Annotated in this window: 20 protein-coding genes and 1 other annotated feature; of the genes, 6 read left to right on the top strand and 14 right to left on the bottom strand. The window is 54.7% G+C overall.

Annotated elements, in window-relative coordinates:
• Positions 1–129: 129 nt before the first annotated feature.
• Positions 130–393, bottom strand: a binding site (T-box leader).
• Positions 394–476: 83 nt separating this feature from the next.
• A complete protein-coding gene (locus tag XI25_RS27705; RefSeq protein WP_235440471.1) occupies positions 477–1,151 on the bottom strand; it encodes an AraC family transcriptional regulator in 675 nt (224 codons plus the stop codon).
• A 36-nt stretch (positions 1,152–1,187) separates the two neighbouring features.
• Positions 1,188–1,310, bottom strand: coding sequence for a hypothetical protein (locus tag XI25_RS35980; protein ID WP_268794585.1), 123 nt, complete (start codon positions 1,308–1,310; stop codon positions 1,188–1,190).
• Positions 1,311–1,582: 272 nt separating this feature from the next.
• Here XI25_RS35980 and pqqA point away from each other — a divergent pair, with 272 nt between their 5' ends.
• The 6 genes from pqqA to XI25_RS27675 all read left to right on the top strand — a co-directional run bounded on the left by pqqA (position 1,583) and on the right by XI25_RS27675 (position 5,825).
• The gene (pqqA, locus tag XI25_RS37105; protein WP_082112520.1) at positions 1,583–1,765 is read left to right on the top strand and encodes a pyrroloquinoline quinone precursor peptide PqqA; all 183 of its coding nucleotides are present in this window, start codon (positions 1,583–1,585) and stop codon (positions 1,763–1,765) included.
• A 63-nt stretch (positions 1,766–1,828) separates the two neighbouring features.
• Positions 1,829–2,749, top strand: coding sequence for a pyrroloquinoline quinone biosynthesis protein PqqB (gene pqqB / locus XI25_RS27695; protein WP_046681103.1), 921 nt, complete (start codon positions 1,829–1,831; stop codon positions 2,747–2,749).
• Positions 2,750–3,496, top strand: coding sequence for a pyrroloquinoline-quinone synthase PqqC (pqqC, locus tag XI25_RS27690; protein ID WP_235440470.1), 747 nt, complete (start codon positions 2,750–2,752; stop codon positions 3,494–3,496). It abuts the gene before it with no gap.
• A complete protein-coding gene (pqqD, locus tag XI25_RS27685; protein ID WP_052759783.1) occupies positions 3,493–3,768 on the top strand; it encodes a pyrroloquinoline quinone biosynthesis peptide chaperone PqqD in 276 nt (91 codons plus the stop codon). The genes pqqC and pqqD overlap by 4 nt, the downstream gene beginning before the upstream one ends.
• On the top strand, positions 3,759–4,865 hold the full coding sequence (gene pqqE / locus XI25_RS27680) for a pyrroloquinoline quinone biosynthesis protein PqqE (protein ID WP_082112519.1): 1,107 nt from the start codon (positions 3,759–3,761) through the stop codon (positions 4,863–4,865). Before pqqD ends, pqqE begins: the two co-directional genes overlap by 10 nt.
• A gap of 12 nt (positions 4,866–4,877) precedes the next feature.
• A complete protein-coding gene (locus tag XI25_RS27675) occupies positions 4,878–5,825 on the top strand; it encodes a dipeptidase (RefSeq protein ID WP_052759782.1) in 948 nt (315 codons plus the stop codon).
• Between the two features lie 85 nt (positions 5,826–5,910).
• Here XI25_RS27675 and XI25_RS27670 read toward each other — a convergent pair whose 3' ends face one another.
• The 12 genes from XI25_RS27670 to yhbY form a co-directional block, all read right to left on the bottom strand.
• Positions 5,911–6,243, bottom strand: coding sequence for an AraC family ligand binding domain-containing protein (locus tag XI25_RS27670; RefSeq protein WP_046681100.1), 333 nt, complete (start codon positions 6,241–6,243; stop codon positions 5,911–5,913).
• Between the two features lie 93 nt (positions 6,244–6,336).
• The gene (locus XI25_RS27665) at positions 6,337–7,425 is read right to left on the bottom strand and encodes a Gfo/Idh/MocA family protein (RefSeq protein ID WP_046681099.1); all 1,089 of its coding nucleotides are present in this window, start codon (positions 7,423–7,425) and stop codon (positions 6,337–6,339) included.
• 69 nt (positions 7,426–7,494) lie between these two features.
• On the bottom strand, positions 7,495–8,658 hold the full coding sequence (locus XI25_RS27660) for a Gfo/Idh/MocA family protein (protein WP_046681098.1): 1,164 nt from the start codon (positions 8,656–8,658) through the stop codon (positions 7,495–7,497).
• Positions 8,659–8,713: 55 nt separating this feature from the next.
• A complete protein-coding gene (locus XI25_RS27655) occupies positions 8,714–9,565 on the bottom strand; it encodes a sugar phosphate isomerase/epimerase family protein (RefSeq protein ID WP_046681097.1) in 852 nt (283 codons plus the stop codon).
• A 324-nt stretch (positions 9,566–9,889) separates the two neighbouring features.
• Positions 9,890–10,234 (bottom strand): hypothetical protein, encoded by a 345-nt coding sequence (locus tag XI25_RS27650; protein WP_235440469.1) that lies wholly within the window; start codon positions 10,232–10,234, stop codon positions 9,890–9,892.
• Positions 10,231–10,437 carry a helix-turn-helix transcriptional regulator gene (locus XI25_RS27645; protein WP_046681096.1) on the bottom strand — a complete coding sequence of 69 codons (207 nt, stop codon included), beginning with the start codon at positions 10,435–10,437 and terminating at the stop codon, positions 10,231–10,233. The genes XI25_RS27650 and XI25_RS27645 overlap by 4 nt, the downstream gene beginning before the upstream one ends.
• 351 nt (positions 10,438–10,788) lie before the next feature.
• Positions 10,789–11,559, bottom strand: a complete 771-nt coding sequence (locus tag XI25_RS27640) for a class I SAM-dependent DNA methyltransferase (RefSeq protein ID WP_046681095.1) — start codon at positions 11,557–11,559, stop codon at positions 10,789–10,791.
• A gap of 26 nt (positions 11,560–11,585) precedes the next feature.
• Positions 11,586–12,503 (bottom strand): CvfB family protein, encoded by a 918-nt coding sequence (locus tag XI25_RS27635; RefSeq protein ID WP_046681094.1) that lies wholly within the window; start codon positions 12,501–12,503, stop codon positions 11,586–11,588.
• Positions 12,500–12,844, bottom strand: coding sequence for a ribosome silencing factor (gene rsfS, locus XI25_RS27630; protein ID WP_046681093.1), 345 nt, complete (start codon positions 12,842–12,844; stop codon positions 12,500–12,502). Before rsfS ends, XI25_RS27635 begins: the two co-directional genes overlap by 4 nt.
• On the bottom strand, positions 12,841–13,419 hold the full coding sequence (yqeK, locus tag XI25_RS27625) for a bis(5'-nucleosyl)-tetraphosphatase (symmetrical) YqeK (protein WP_046681092.1): 579 nt from the start codon (positions 13,417–13,419) through the stop codon (positions 12,841–12,843). The genes rsfS and yqeK overlap by 4 nt, the downstream gene beginning before the upstream one ends.
• Positions 13,391–13,993 (bottom strand): nicotinate-nucleotide adenylyltransferase, encoded by a 603-nt coding sequence (locus XI25_RS27620; RefSeq protein WP_046681091.1) that lies wholly within the window; start codon positions 13,991–13,993, stop codon positions 13,391–13,393. The genes yqeK and XI25_RS27620 overlap by 29 nt, the downstream gene beginning before the upstream one ends.
• A gap of 34 nt (positions 13,994–14,027) precedes the next feature.
• Complete coding sequence (yhbY, locus tag XI25_RS27615; RefSeq protein WP_046681090.1) at positions 14,028–14,318, bottom strand: ribosome assembly RNA-binding protein YhbY; 291 nt, start codon at positions 14,316–14,318, stop codon at positions 14,028–14,030.
• Positions 14,319–14,373 lie beyond the last annotated feature (55 nt).

Here is a 14,373-nt window from a genome sequence, read left to right as displayed (position 1 = left end):
AAGCGGAAACGGCTTTCTTTTGCTCATGAGAGCAAGACGCTTCCGTGAAAATATAAGGCACGCATAGAAACAAAAGTTTATGCTTTCTTATATTTACAAAAAAAAACCTCATCATCCATAGCGTATGACGCTAGGGACGAGAGGTTTTGTTTCCCGTGGTACCACCCTAGTTAGTCCAAGGCATGCTTTGCCTCGGGCTCCCTTTGCACCTTTATCGCAGGTGAGACGACGATGATTCATCGGTGTGGACAAGCTTGCAACAACTGCGCCGTCCGCCGGGTTGACATCGTTACTCCGAGGCGAGTTCATTTCCGCCCTTCAACCGGCTTTCACCAACCGCCGGCTCTCTGGGTGAACGGGAAGGAAACTAGTACCCCTCATCATTGTATACCTTTTTAATTATAATGACGATATTATACCGGACATCTAATACGAAGTCAATGCGGCAGCTCTGCCGTTCCGGTATTCTTCCGGATTTATTCCCACCATTTCCTTAAACATGCGGCTGAAATGGGCCAAATGCATAAACCGACGGTTCGGCACACTTCGGTAACGGTCAAGCCGGGCTGCAGCCACAGCAATATCTTCGCCTGATTGATCCGGCGGCTGTAAACGTACTTCAGTACCGTCGTTCCCGTCACTTCTTTGAATAAAGCGGACAAATAAGGCTTCGATAAATGAGCGGCCCCGGCGATTTCGGACAGGGTGAGGTTGTTCATATAGTTTTGTTCCACAAACGTGATGACCTGCTGGACATGGCGTTCTTTTTCAGGAACGGCATCCTGCTCCCGGGCGGCCTGGCGGCACAGCTCGGATACGAAAAGCATGATTTCGACCAGTCGGAGCGTCCTCCTCTCCGGCCCCAACCCCCGATTCTTCGTCGGCATTCGGCTCAAATCGGCAAGCATGCGCTCAAACTCGGCCCGATCCTCGCCGGAAAGCGTCAGCCGGTAGTTGCTGAGCTGCTTAAAGGGACTTAAGACGGCAGCCGAAACCGCCGGATGAAGCCACTGCTCCAAAAATCCGGGAATGAAATGAACGATGCTGCGCACATACCTGGCATCCGGATGGACATGGGGACAATGGAGGGTCAGGCCGTTCATCAGCAGAAGATCCCCGGGCTTCAGCACGTAAATCCGGTCGCCGATCAAATAAGTGCAGTGGCCTTCGTGAAAATAATATATTTCCTAAAACGGATGCGAATGAAAAACGCCGCTCTCGACGGGACGGTCGTTCCGGTAACAAAAATCATACGGCTGATGCAGCTGGATATGCCCGTTTATTCCGTTTTTGGAGGACACCGGTTTCATAGAGTCTGCCCCTTTTCGTACTGGTATGCCCCTATTATAACGGTATGGCTTACGGGATACGAATCGCCTTGTTCTGCGCCTTGACGCACAGCTCTCCGGTTTTGAAGGCATGCTCCTAACGTCATCGCCGTTCGGTCCGTTCCAGGCAATCAAACTTTGGATTGTCAGAAACTGTCATATGACGTCTTTCGCCTTGTCACAATTTGTCACCAAAATCAATTTCCATAAATATACATATTCATTCATCAGCCCGAATATGATGCATTGTGGACATGACCGCTTCACCGAAGGCAGCGCGAGGCGTACCGTTTTGCTTGTATGGTTCTTCCGGCTTCCGTTGCGCGGGCTGTTCAAATTCCCGGCTAAAGGAGGTTTTCGTGATGAAATGGACTCAACCGGATTTTGAAATTATCGAAGTATGCGCTGAAGTCACGTCCTATGCTTATCAAAAATAAGACGGATTGCCGGAGAAATCCGGCATCTTTTCTTTATCGTAGATGAAGGGAGAGTTTGGGCAAATGATTGTCAAACTACTGGGAACCGCGGCCGGCGGCGGCTTCCCGCAATGGAATTGCGCATGCCCGGGCTGCCGTTTCGCGCGGACGGAAGCCGGGCAAGCCCACAGCCGCACGCAAAACGGCGCGGCCGTAAGCTGTGACGGCCAAACATGGTATTTGATCAACGCGGCGCCGGATATAAGTGCGCAAATCGAGGCCGAGCCTTCCTTGCAGCCCGGCCCGGCTATTCGCAGTAGCCCTATAGCAGGAGTTATGCTCACCGATGCGGAGCTCGATCATACGATAGGCTTGCTCAGCTTGCGCGAGGGAGGGACGCTGAACGTGTACGTGACGGCTCCCGTCGCGGACGCGCTGACGGAGTCGTTCCCGATCCGTCCGATGCTGGAGCCTTACGCCGCTTCACGGTGGCACGAGATGACGCCGGGCGAGCCGTTTGCTCTGTTCGGCGGGCAGCTTACGGTCACGCCTTTCGTCCTTGGCTGCAAAGCTCCGCGTTACGCTTATGCAAGCTCGCGCAACGGCGACGCGGCCAGCAACTCCGCATGGGTCATCGGACTGCGCCTGAAGGATGAAGCAACGGGCGGTGTCGTCATCTACGCGCCTTGCGTTGAAGCGTGGACGCCCGAGCTCGACAGCCGGCTCGCCGATGCGGATTGCATCCTGATCGACGGCACGTTCTGGCGCGCGGACGAGCTGACGCGGCTCGGCATCTCGGAGCTCGACGCCCATGCGATGGGACATATCCCGATTTCCGGCGGCGGCGGCAGCCTGGAACGGCTTGCCGCTTTCCCCGCAGCGCGCAAAATATGGATTCACATTAACAATACGAACCCGATCGCCGACCCGACATCCGCCGAGCATAGCATTGTATTGAATCATGGTTTTGAAATCGGAAGCGACGGCATGGTACTGGAGGTATAAATGATGAATGAAGCATGGTCCGAGAAGCAATTTATTGAGCAGTTGAGAGCCGTCGGCGAACGCCGGTATCACGACAAGCATCCATACCATATCCGGATGCACGAGGGCAGGCTATCCCCTGCCCAGCTCCGCGCCTGGATTGCAAACCGGTTTTATTACCAAACGAACATTCCGGTCAAGGACGCGCTCATTCTTGCCAAGCTGCCTTCCCGGGAGGAGCGCCGCCGATGGATACAGCGCATCATCGACCACGACGGGCATGAAGGCGGCGAAGGCGGAATCGAGGCGTGGATACGTCTCGGCGAAGCTGCGGGCATGCCGCGGACGGATATGCTGAGTGGACGCCTTGTGCTGCCCGCCGTCCGGTTCGCCGTCGACGCCTATGTGAACTTTTGCCGTCTTCAGCCTTGGCCCGAAGCGGTCGCCTCGTCGTTGACGGAGCTGTTCGCTCCCTCGCTCGTCTCCCGGCGCATTGGCGTATTCCAGGAGCTGTATCCGTGGATTAAGCCGGATGGGCTCGCGTACTTCCGCAGCCGGCTCCATCAAGCTCCGCGGGATGCGGACCACGGCCTGGAGCTCGTGCTGCGGGCATGCGCTACCCGCAGCGAGCAGGAGTGCGCGGTCGCCGCCTTATCGTTCAAGTGCGACGTGCTCTGGTCGCTGCTGGACGCGCTGCAGCTCGCCTACCCGGATGAGCCGGCCGCAATGGCCGACATCACAGCGGGCTGCAAGAAGGAGCCGGTATGATGTGGACCGCCGCCGAATGCCCCGTTCTGCGCCCTCCGGCCCGCTTGAAATACGACGAGCTGCGCGAGCAGGAGCTGCTGCTCCTGCCGGAGCGGGTTGTTCGCCTCAACTCGACCGCCGGGACGATTCTGCGGTTGTGCGACGGGAGCCACACCGTCGAATCGTTGACCCGCGAGCTCGAACGGCTGTACGACCAAACCGGCTTGCAGGAGCAGATCGCCGCCTTTTTGACGCGCGCTGCGGAGGAAGGATGGGTCGAGCGATGGAAATAAGCTTCCCTTATGCGCTTACGGCCGAGCTGACCCATCGCTGCCCGCTCCATTGCCCGTATTGCTCCAATCCGGTCGAGCTCGCCAAGCGCAAGTCCGAGCTGTCGACCGCAGAATGGCTCCGCGTTCTCGAAGAAGCGGCCGGACTTGGCGTCGTTCAGGTGCATCTAAGCGGCGGCGAGCCGCTGCTGCGCACCGACTCGGAGCAACTGATCGCGAAAGCGCGGGCGCTCGGCCTGTTCGTCAATCTGATCACGAGCGGGATCGGATTGACGAAAGCCCGGCTTCACGCGCTGAAGGATGCCGGAGTGGACAGCATCCAGCTCAGCATTCAGGCAGCAGCGCCAGAGCTGTCCGACCGGATCGCCCGGCTGAAGGCATTCGAGCTGAAACGCCAAGCCGCTGCCATGATCCGCAGCGCCGGACTTCCGTTGAACATGAATGCCGTGTTGCACCGGCAAAACATTGACGAGCTGGAAGCGATCGTCGAGCTGTGCCGCGATTGGGGAGCGCAGCGCTTGGAGCTCGCCAATACGCAATATTACGGCTGGGCGCTCAAAAATCAGCAGGCGCTTATGCCGACCAGAGAGCAGCTTGCCGCAGCCGAGGAGGTCTACGACAAAACCAAAGCGCGCATCGGCAAGCAAATGGAGCTCATATGGGTCGTCCCCGACTATTACGCCGATCGGCCAAAGCCTTGTATGGGCGGCTGGGGCAAGCTCTCGTTAACCGTCGCCCCAGACGGCTCCGTCCTCCCTTGTCCCGCCGCATCAAGCATTACAAGCCTGACCTTCGATTCCGTCAGAGAGCGCAGCCTTGCGACCATATGGTACGAATCTGCGCCGTTCCAGGCGTACCGCGGAACGGACTGGATGCAGGAGCCTTGCCGCAGCTGCGAGCATCGGATGAAAGATTACGGCGGCTGCCGCTGTCAGGCATTTGCCCTGACAGGCGACGCAAGCGCAACCGATCCGGTATGCCGCATGTCGCCTCACAGATCGGTCATTGATGAAGCGGTCGCTATGGCAAATCGCGACTGCGGGCCGCAGCCGTTTCATTATCGCGGGCTCAACGCCGATACCGATTCCATAAAAGTATAAGGGGGAATCGCCGTGCACGTTCTCGATACGCATTGCGATGTGCTGAGCAAGCTTTTTCAAAATCCCGAGCTCGATTTCCGCAAGGAAGCGAGCCTGCTCGACGTCACCGTGGAACGGCTGCTCGCAGGGAAAGTGAAGGTGCAAAATTTCGCCATCTATTTAAGCGAACGTTGGAACGGCGACTTCAAGCATGTTTTGGATTGCGTCGATTTGTTCCTATCTCGGATCGTTTCCGAAGAGCCGATCCATTTTGTACGGACGAAGCAGGATTTGCAGCACGTGCTGTCCGGAACGCAAATCGGAGCGATGCTCTCGCTCGAAGGCGTCGACGCATTGGGCGGCAATCTCGCCTATTTGCGCATTTTGTATGAGCTCGGGCTGCGCAGCGTCGGGCTGACGTGGAACTATGCCAATTGGGCGGCCGACGGAGTGCTGGAGGCACGCAAAGGCGGACTGACGGCCAAAGGCAGGCAGCTCATTGCGGAATGCAACCGGCTGGGGCTGGTCCTCGACGTGTCGCATTTGTCCGAAGCCGGGTTTTGGGAGCTGGCCGAGCTGTCGGAACGGCCGTTCATCGCCTCCCACTCCAACGCCGGCGCGATCAGCCCGTGCCTTCGCAACCTGAACGACGGGCAGATCGCCGCCTTGATCCGCAAAGGCGGCGTCATCGGCATTACGTTCGTTCCGCCGTTCGTCATGCCGGAAGAGCCGGTCACAATGGATAAGCTGCTGCTGCATATCGACCATATTTGCAGCCTCGGCGGCAAGCGGCATATCGGCTTCGGCTCGGACTTCGACGGCACCAGCCGCTGGCTGATCGGCCTGGAGCACGCCGGCAAATACCCCGATTTGGCGGATATGCTGCTGAACTACTACAGCGCGGACGATGTGGAGCATTTTTTGAGCAAAAACTGGATTCGTTATTTCATGAACGAGCTGCCTGAGCAGCAGACGCTATAATTTATGGATCGTCGCCATACGCTCCGAAATAAACATCCGGCTCCAGGAGAAAAATCCTTGGAGCCGGATGTTTTTGACTGCTCATTTATTCAATGCTTTTTAACGATTCACGTTCCACAAACGTGATGACCTGCTGGATATGGCGTTCTTTTTCAGGGACGGCAGCCGAAACCGCCGGATGAAGCCACTGCTCCAAAAATCCGGGAACGAAATGAACGATGCTGCGAACATACCTGGCATCCGTATGGACATGGGAACAATGGAGGGTCAGGTCGTTCATCAGCAGAAGATCCCCGGGCTTCAGCACGTAAATCCGGTCGCCGATCAAATAAGTGCAGTGACCTTCGTGAAAATAATATATTTCGTAAAACGGATGCGAATGAAAAACGCCGCTCTCGACGGGACGGTCGTTCCTCATACGGCCGATGCAGCTGGATATGCCCGTTTGTTCCGTTTTTGGAGGACGCCGGTTTCATAGAGTCTGCCCCTTTTCGTACTGGTATGCCCGCTATTATAACGGAATACCTTGAGAGAGACGAATTGCCATGTTCTGCGCCTTGACGCACAGCTCCCCGGCTTTGAAGGCATGCTCCTGCGTCATCGCCCTTTCAGTCCGTTCCAGGCAATCAAGAATAAGCTCGCCGAAAAACGGAAAGCCGACCTTGCCCTTAAGTTCCATGTGATGCTCTCCCTGGCCGTTGACGAGGTACAGGTGATCCCCGTGCGGACTTCGGGCCACATCGATGTATTTCCGCAGTTCGATATAACCTTCCGTGCCGAGAATAAAGGTCCTCCCGTCGCCCCACGTCCCCAAGCCGTCCGGCGTAAACCAGTCCACCCGAAAATAATGGGCGGCGCCATTGTCCCCGACCAGGGTGGCATCCCCGAAATCCTCGAGCTCCGGGTAATCGGCATGATTGTAATTCGCCACCCTGCTGCTGGTTACTTCGGCATCCCTGCAGCCGGCATAAAACAAAAATTGCTCGATCTGATGGGAGCCAATGTCGCACAGGATGCCGCCGTACAATTCCCGTTTGAAAAACCAGTCCGGACGCGAGGAGGCGTCAAGCCGGTGCGGACCTGTGCCCATCACCTGGATCACTCGTCCGATTGCTCCGTCCCGAATCAACCGGCCGGCATGAACCGCGCTCTCGACATGCAGCCGTTCGCTGTAATATACCATGTATTTGCGGCCCGTTTCGGCCGCTTTGGCCCGCGCGGACTCCACTTGATCCAGCGTGGTAAACGGCGTTTTGTCCGTGAAATAGTCTTTGCCGTGCGACATCACCTTCAGTCCCAGTTCGCACCTCTTCGAAGGAATGGCCGCTGCAGCCACAAGTCGTACCGTCCCATCCGCCAAAATTTCCTCTTCTGAGGAGGCAGCGCGGACCTGTGGATAGGTTTTGATAAAAGCCTCCATTTTCGCCGGATCATCGTCGTATACCCATTTTAGAGTCGCCCCCGCCTCGATTAATCCGTTGCACATGCCATAAATATGCCCATGCTCCAGAGATGTTGCCGCAAACACGAATTCTCCGGGACCGACAACGGGCCGGGCTTGACCGGAGGGAGCGTACAGCATACCGCTGATGCGATTCATTGGTTATGGCCTCCTTAAACTCCTATGATAAGCTGATCCGAAATATTAGCTGCCGGCTTTCGGTTAACTCTAGCCGAAGGTCTTCGACATGTCTGCCGGTCCCGTTTCCCTTACCTCTTTTTGATAGGTGGAGTTCCGGATCCGTTCCTGAAGCTGTTCATGGTACAGCTCCTCATCCAGCGGCAGCGTGACCCAATCGTCTTTCCAGCTCGACAGGTGCATCGCGTTGGACAAGGTTAGTCCTTTGATCCCCTCTTCGCCGGGCGCGATTAACGGGACGCCATGAAGAATGGCATCCGTGAAATTTTGAATGATGCCGGCATGATGCGGATCGTCGCCGGAGACCGGTATTTCGCATTTCCAGCATTCGGGCTGGCCGAAACCCCCGGCGTATTCCCGGTTGAACTGCGGTTCCGGCACGCGTAAACGCCAAAACGTCAGCTTTTCGTCCTCCACGACGATTTTTCCGCGGTCTCCAGTTACCTCAAACCGGTTGCTTCCGGGCGCTTCGCCGGTCGTTGTAATAAATATGCCGGTAGCGCCGTTTTCGTATTCCGCATAAGCCGTCACATCGTCTTCCACTTCGATGTTCCGGTATTTTCCGAAGGAGCAGAATGCCCGGATTCTGCGAGGCATAAGCCCGGTGGTCCACTGCCATAAATCCAATTGATGCGGGGACTGGTTAATGAGCACGCCTCCGCCTTCCCCTGCCCATGTCGCACGCCAGCCGCCCGAATCATAATAGCTTTGGGACCGGTACCAATGGGTGACAATCCAATTCATCCGGCGGATGTCTCCGAGTTCCCCGTCGGCAATCAGCTCTCGCAGCTTCCGGTACAGCGGATTGCAGCGCTGGTTGTACATGATCGAAAATACTTTTCCACTGCCCGCCGCAACCCGGTTCATCTCCCGGACCTGTTTCGTATAAACGCCCGCCGGTTTCTCGATCAAAACATGCAATCCCTGCCCAAATGCAAAAATCGCTTCCTCCGGGTGCCCGTAATGGGGAGTCGCAATAATGACGGCATCCAGCTCCCCCGACGCCATCATCGCTTGGGCATCCTCCCAAATGGATACCTCTTCGGGAAGCTCGGCCCTCGCCATTTCCCGTTTGGCCGGCTGCACGTCGCACACGGCGGCGAGGCAGGCTCCGCGAATAGCTCCGGCGGCCAGTGTCCTGGCGTGGAAATAACCCATGCCGAGGCCGATTACCCCTATTTTGAGCTTTTGCATCCAAATCCCTCCTTAAGCTTGAATCCATCCGGTTTAATTCCGTCATGCAGCCGCTTTATTTCCCCCATTCCGCCATCCGGGACACAAACGTTTTCAACATCTCCCTGGAGGAAGCGGAGCCGCTGAAATCCTCGATTCCGAAGTAACCTCCATATCCGACGGACTTCAGGTCCGACAAGACCTCCGGCCAGGATACGGCCCCCTGTTCCAGCGGAAGCCATTCCCGGTTCCATATCGTTCGGCTTCCGTCCTCTGACGCGGCGCGGCTGTAACCGGCATTTTTGACATGGACATGGGCCAGATAAGGTCCCAAAAGTTCAAGACCCATTCTGTAATTCTCGTAGCCTTCATATACCATATTGCCCGGGTCGTACAGCACGCCGATAAACCGCGGATCGAAATGGCATACAAGGCGATGGGCCAGTCCGGCACTCGGTGCAATCGTGTTATGGTGCGTTTCGACCAACGCCTTGATTCCGAATTCCGCGGCCAATTCTTCAACCTCTCTTAAATAACGGACAGCCTGTTCATACAGCCCACGATAATTCGTCCGTCGGTCATAGGCGGGAACGCCTGCCCGAATAAAAGAAGCTCCCAGCAGCTTTGCTGCCTTCATGACGTTTCGTGTTCCCGCAATATCTCCACAGGTTAAATAAGGGACGACCGCAATGCTCTTCCGCCCGTTCTCCCTTGCGGCCCGTTCAAAACGGAGCCATTCCTCCTCCGTCCCCGCAGGATCCATGGAGCACCGGTTGTGCCGCCAATACGAAGGCTCTTCTTCCCGGGCATCCGCAGGAATCTCTTTAAAACGCCACTCGATTCCCTCGATCCCGGCCTCTTTTGCGAAAGCCGCCAACTCCTCCGGCGTCATGTCCGGGGTGGCTACGGTAAATACCGAAAATTTCATGAGCCTAATCACCCTTTCTACCATCAAAATGATTATTAAACCCGCTCTTTTTCTGTAAACGCTTTCCACATCAATTGCGGGTATAGTCTATCACACGAGGAACCGAAAACCTACGGGAGTGCGCATAAAACTTAACCTCAATCAAACGGACAAGAAGAAAACAGACTTCGATTAAATCATAGCGCGCATTGATCACGTGAAAACAAATCAAGCCGATCTCCTTTTACATTGAAGAAATCGGCTTCATGGGTCTATCACAAAATCGGTTGTATGCGTTTTACTGATACTTTCTTGCAATGATAAACTCAATAAATGGGAGCGTGATCATCGCCAATCCCAATAATAGCAATAAAAAAAATGTTGGTTGTTCCATGAGTGAGCTGATCTGCACATACGGCGACCAAGATAAAAAAAAGTCAGCAGGAAATAACCCACTTTTGAACTTTTTTCCGTTATCCTTTGTCCCAGCTCTTCTCCCGGCAATATCCCGTCTTTCTCCTCTTTGCTACCCCAGGTAATACTAGTGAGAAAGATCATCACCAAACATGCGATCGTTATGATTTCGTTGAAGCCGACATCTTTTCCCGCACTGATTTTATATATTGTAAATCCTATTACAATCAGCGCACCCAAGCCAAAGATTACTGCCCCTATTTTCCGAGCACTCATCCGTTCTCCCCCTTTTCATGTATAAATAAGTTGTCGATCCTGACTCCTAAGTTTTCGGCAATGTCAAAAGCCAGCTGCAAACTGGGATCGTATTTATTGTTTTCGATGGCATTGATGGTCTGTCTGCTCACATTGCACAAATCCGCCAACTTCCCCTGCGAAATATGTTTCATTTCCCTGTATTCCTTGATTCGATTTTTCATTTGCGGTTCTCCATCGATTGCTAAAGGTATGTAAAAAACTTTTTACACTCCGATTATAAAAAGAGATATTTATGATGTCAAATACTTTTTACACATCATCTCATCTACGGAATCGGCGGACGCTCAATTCCAGAAGTCAAATAAGAAAAACGTCTATCGAGGTACTTTCTCAGAAGACAGACCGCATTTAGTGGAAGTTTTTCTTGCGGGATAAGGAAGCAGCGTCTTTCGAAGCTTATACTGTCTTATCTCTTAAAAAAAGACTGCTCCTAACGCAGATGCTCTGCTTGGAACAGTCTTTCGGCTTTCAGTATGAAGCTGCAGGACAATTTCACCAGCGATGGCCCTTCTTTACTTTACTGCAACGTAAAACAGCCGCTGGGCATCCGCTCCCGCTTCCACCCATTCAAAATCGGCGTAGCATTTCACGTCCCGGAAGCCGGTTTTGGTCAGTTCGACCTTCATCCATGCCGGATCGTAACCGCGCTGTATATGGGTTTCCTCGAACCGCCGATACACGGAGCGGTCATGCTCATCCCGGGCGAAAATGGACAAGTGGTGCTCGATTTGACAGCGCGGTCCGTCAAATTCGCAGGTCCAGATGTATGAAACGCTTGGATCATCGACAACGAAAGGCTGCTCTTCGTCATAGCGAACCAGCGTGTTCGGATGGTGGACATCAAACAGAAAGGTCCCCCCGTCCTTAAGACCTGCGTATGTACGGGCAAAGGCAGCCCGGATATCGTCCTCCTCGAGCAAATAATTCAGGCAATCGCAAAACGATATGACCGAATCCACCTTTTCGGGCAGCTCCCATACCCGCATATCCTGCTGCACCCAGCGGACGCTTCCCTCGCGGAACAAACGGTTTCCCTGAGGGGTCTTCTCCAGCTTCCGGCGGGCTATGGAAAGCATGTCCGCCGATAAATCGATGCCCGTTACCTCAAAGCCCGAATTCACGAGCGGGATGGTGATGCTGCCCGTGCCGCACCCGAGTTCCGCCACGCTTTTAGGCATGCCGTGCTTTTCCCATGCGGTCCGGGCGAACCGGAGCCACTCCGGATACGGCATATCCTCCATAAGTTGATCGTAAACGTACGCAAATTTGCGGTAAGACGACATGATGACACCACTTTCTTAAGGCTTCCTTATTTCTTGCCTTCTTCCTGCGAAGAGTCGGCGGTCCCTTGGTTTCCGGCTAAATAGGTCCAGCTTTCCTTCTGTGTGACCAATCCATCCTTCATCAGCTTGCCTAGGGCCCGTTTAAAAGCCGATTTGCTGATACCGAAGCGCTGCTTGATAATTTCCGGAGGCGTGGCGTCGGAATAAGGCATGGCTCCTCCGGGGCGCTCCTTCAGAAAAGCGAGCAACCGGTCCGCATCATCCGTGCGCCCGACCTCTTTACGCGGAACCATCGACAAATTCACGCGACCGTCCTCCCGGATGTGGCTGACCCTTACGCGAACTTCTTCCCCGAGACGAAGCAGACGGGTCCGCTCGGAGGAATGGATCATTCCGATCGCGCCGAACCCGAGAACGCCGCCGTCAACGATGACGAACGTGCCCATTTGAAGCGGTTTATAAACTCGGGCCGTAAACCACTGATTTAACCAGGACTGCGGCGCATCGAAGGCCAAAGGCGCCAATTCCTTTTCGCCCGCCAGTTTGGCCCGAAGGCGTCCCTGTTTGTCGTGCTCCATCATCACATATACATAATCGCCCACTTGGGGATGAAGCTCTTTCATTTCGGGAAGCTCGCGGATCGGCAGCAGAAGCTGGCGGCCGAGACCCATTTCGAGAAAGCAGCCGAGACGCGGATGAACATCCGCTACAAGCAGCTGGGCCGTCTCGCCAAGCGTTAAGTAAGGCTTTTTCATCGTAGCCGCCAGACGGTCTTCCGTATCGAAAAAGATAAATACGTCTACCCTCTCTCCAGGCTGGATCTCCCGGGTAAGCTCCGAGTAATGAAGAAGCACGTCGCGGTCTCCCCCGTTCAAAAAATAGCCATAGGGCGAGACTTCGCGGGAAACCTCCAGCTCCACCATGGTACCGGCGATCAGGCTCATACGTTTTCCACCACTTTGGCGTCCGACCACAGACGTTCAAGATTGTAATACTCGCGCTCGTCGCGGTGGAACACGTGCACCACTACATCCCCAAGGTCCATCAGTACCCAACGGGCGGAATCCATTCCCTCGATGCGGACGGCCGCTCCCGCTTCATGGGCGCGTTTGCGCACTTCCGTCGCAATGGCTTGGACCTGGGTATCCGAGTTGCCGTGACAGATGACAAAATAGTCGGCCACGAGCGAAATCCCCCTGAGATCAAGGGCTACGATATTCATCGCTTTTTTATCTTCTGCGGCCGCTATGGCCTTATTTAACAATTCATTCGGTTGGATCGTCATGAATTCGCCTCCAATTGCTTAATTAAATCATTTCGTGCCAATACCGTCAGCGGATAAATAATCTGTCTCCGGGAAACAAGAAAACTGATGGTGGAGTCAAATCCTGCGGCAAGAGCCTTATCAAGGCTATGGTTGGCCAGTTCCCGTATATTATGCACCCCCGGAAAATCCCTTCCCGGTTCGATGTAGTCCGCCAGGCAGACTACCTTGTCCAGCAATGTCATGCCGACCCTCCCGGAGGTGTGAAAACGGATGGCATCCAAAATTTCGGGATCGGTTATCCCGTAATCCTTCTCAGCTACGAAAGCCCCTACCTCCGCATGCCACAGCTGCTTTTCGTGCTGAAGCAGCTCATCGTTCAGCCGGTTCTCGCTCAGGACATCCCTTAACCGCTGAACCGGCCAATACTTGGCGACATCGTGGAGTATAGCCGCCAAATCGGCTTTTACGGGGTCTGCGCCGTACTGCTTGGCAAGTTTGACCGCCGCATCCATGACCCCTTGGGTGTGTATCCACCGTTTCTCCGGCATTTGGGAGGATACGGCCTCAATCAGCTGTTCCCGATTGTATTCCATACATTCCGCTCCTAACCATATATTCGTAAACGCGGTCGGGCACCATGTAACGGATGGACTTCCCGGCCGCCGCGCGCTTCCTGATCGTCGTTGAGGAAATATCGACCAGCGGCATATCAGCGATTTTGACGGTTTTTCGTAACCATGGCGGAAGATCGTCAACGTTTAACCCCGAGCCCGGCCGGTTGACGCCGATAAACGTCAACATGTCTGCAAGCTCTTCGATCCGGTGCCATTTCGGAAGGTAGTTGACCATATCCGCTCCGATTATAAAGCTGAACTCGATATGAGGATAGATCCGCCGCAATTCCCTTACCGTATCCACGGTGTAGGAAACCCCTCCGCGTTTTACTTCCCAATCGAGCGTTCGAAAGGAAGGATGCCCGGAAACGGCTTCGGCTGTCATCTCAAGCCTCATCTGTCCCGTGACACCGGCTTCATGCTTATGGGGAGGAATATGGCTCGGCATGAACCAAACCTCGTCCAGGCCGCAAGCGTCCCGGGCCGCCTCTGCAGCCAGCATATGACCGATATGGATCGGGTCAAACGTCCCGCCCATAATCCCTACTTTCATAACGCTTTCCTCCTACTTGAACTTCCCCTTAATATTAAGGCAGCTCGATCGTTTTGTGATCCTGGGACTCCTTGTACAGCACGATCGTTTTCCCGATGACCTGCACCAGCTCCGCTCCTGCTCCTTCGGCCAGCTCGGCCCCGATTTCGCGAGGATCCTCGAGGCAATTGTTCAGCACGGATACCTTCAGCAGCTCGCGCTTCTCGATCGCTTCGGAGATATGGCGGATCAAATGGTCGTTGCTGCCTCCCTTTCCGACCTGAAACAGCGGGTCCAGATGGTGGGCGAGTGACCGTAAATATCTTTTTTGCTTTCCTGTTAACATGCTTTTTCATAACTCCCTTTAGTTGGTCTATTTCAAGCATTCGTCAGTACCGAAA

It is taken from the genome of Paenibacillus sp. DMB20, from assembly GCF_000987955.1.
Taxonomy (GTDB): domain Bacteria; phylum Bacillota; class Bacilli; order Paenibacillales; family Paenibacillaceae; genus Paenibacillus_AQ.
This window is presented reverse-complemented; position numbering and strand designations above follow the sequence as displayed.

What these genes read in the sequence shown, in the direction of transcription:
- rsfS (WP_046681093.1), bottom strand. Translation starts at nt 12,844, where the DNA reads ATGACGATCCAACCGAATGAATTGTTAAATAAGGCCATAGCGGCCGCA.
- pqqE (WP_082112519.1), top strand. Translation starts at nt 3,759, where the DNA reads ATGGAAATAAGCTTCCCTTATGCGCTTACGGCCGAGCTGACCCATCGC.
- XI25_RS27670 (WP_046681100.1), bottom strand. Translation starts at nt 6,243, where the DNA reads ATGAGGAACGACCGTCCCGTCGAGAGCGGCGTTTTTCATTCGCATCCG.
- XI25_RS27655 (WP_046681097.1), bottom strand. Translation starts at nt 9,565, where the DNA reads ATGAAATTTTCGGTATTTACCGTAGCCACCCCGGACATGACGCCGGAG.
- XI25_RS27645 (WP_046681096.1), bottom strand. Translation starts at nt 10,437, where the DNA reads ATGAAAAATCGAATCAAGGAATACAGGGAAATGAAACATATTTCGCAG.
- XI25_RS27660 (WP_046681098.1), bottom strand. Translation starts at nt 8,658, where the DNA reads ATGCAAAAGCTCAAAATAGGGGTAATCGGCCTCGGCATGGGTTATTTC.
- XI25_RS27650 (WP_235440469.1), bottom strand. Translation starts at nt 10,234, where the DNA reads ATGAGTGCTCGGAAAATAGGGGCAGTAATCTTTGGCTTGGGTGCGCTG.
- yqeK (WP_046681092.1), bottom strand. Translation starts at nt 13,419, where the DNA reads ATGGAATACAATCGGGAACAGCTGATTGAGGCCGTATCCTCCCAAATG.
- pqqC (WP_235440470.1), top strand. Translation starts at nt 2,750, where the DNA reads ATGATGAATGAAGCATGGTCCGAGAAGCAATTTATTGAGCAGTTGAGA.
- pqqD (WP_052759783.1), top strand. Translation starts at nt 3,493, where the DNA reads ATGATGTGGACCGCCGCCGAATGCCCCGTTCTGCGCCCTCCGGCCCGC.
- XI25_RS35980 (WP_268794585.1), bottom strand. Translation starts at nt 1,310, where the DNA reads ATGAAACCGGTGTCCTCCAAAAACGGAATAAACGGGCATATCCAGCTG.
- XI25_RS27635 (WP_046681094.1), bottom strand. Translation starts at nt 12,503, where the DNA reads ATGAGCCTGATCGCCGGTACCATGGTGGAGCTGGAGGTTTCCCGCGAA.
- XI25_RS27640 (WP_046681095.1), bottom strand. Translation starts at nt 11,559, where the DNA reads ATGTCGTCTTACCGCAAATTTGCGTACGTTTACGATCAACTTATGGAG.
- XI25_RS27620 (WP_046681091.1), bottom strand. Translation starts at nt 13,993, where the DNA reads ATGAAAGTAGGGATTATGGGCGGGACGTTTGACCCGATCCATATCGGT.
- pqqA (WP_082112520.1), top strand. Translation starts at nt 1,583, where the DNA reads ATGACCGCTTCACCGAAGGCAGCGCGAGGCGTACCGTTTTGCTTGTAT.
- pqqB (WP_046681103.1), top strand. Translation starts at nt 1,829, where the DNA reads ATGATTGTCAAACTACTGGGAACCGCGGCCGGCGGCGGCTTCCCGCAA.
- yhbY (WP_046681090.1), bottom strand. Translation starts at nt 14,318, where the DNA reads ATGTTAACAGGAAAGCAAAAAAGATATTTACGGTCACTCGCCCACCAT.
- XI25_RS27665 (WP_046681099.1), bottom strand. Translation starts at nt 7,425, where the DNA reads ATGAATCGCATCAGCGGTATGCTGTACGCTCCCTCCGGTCAAGCCCGG.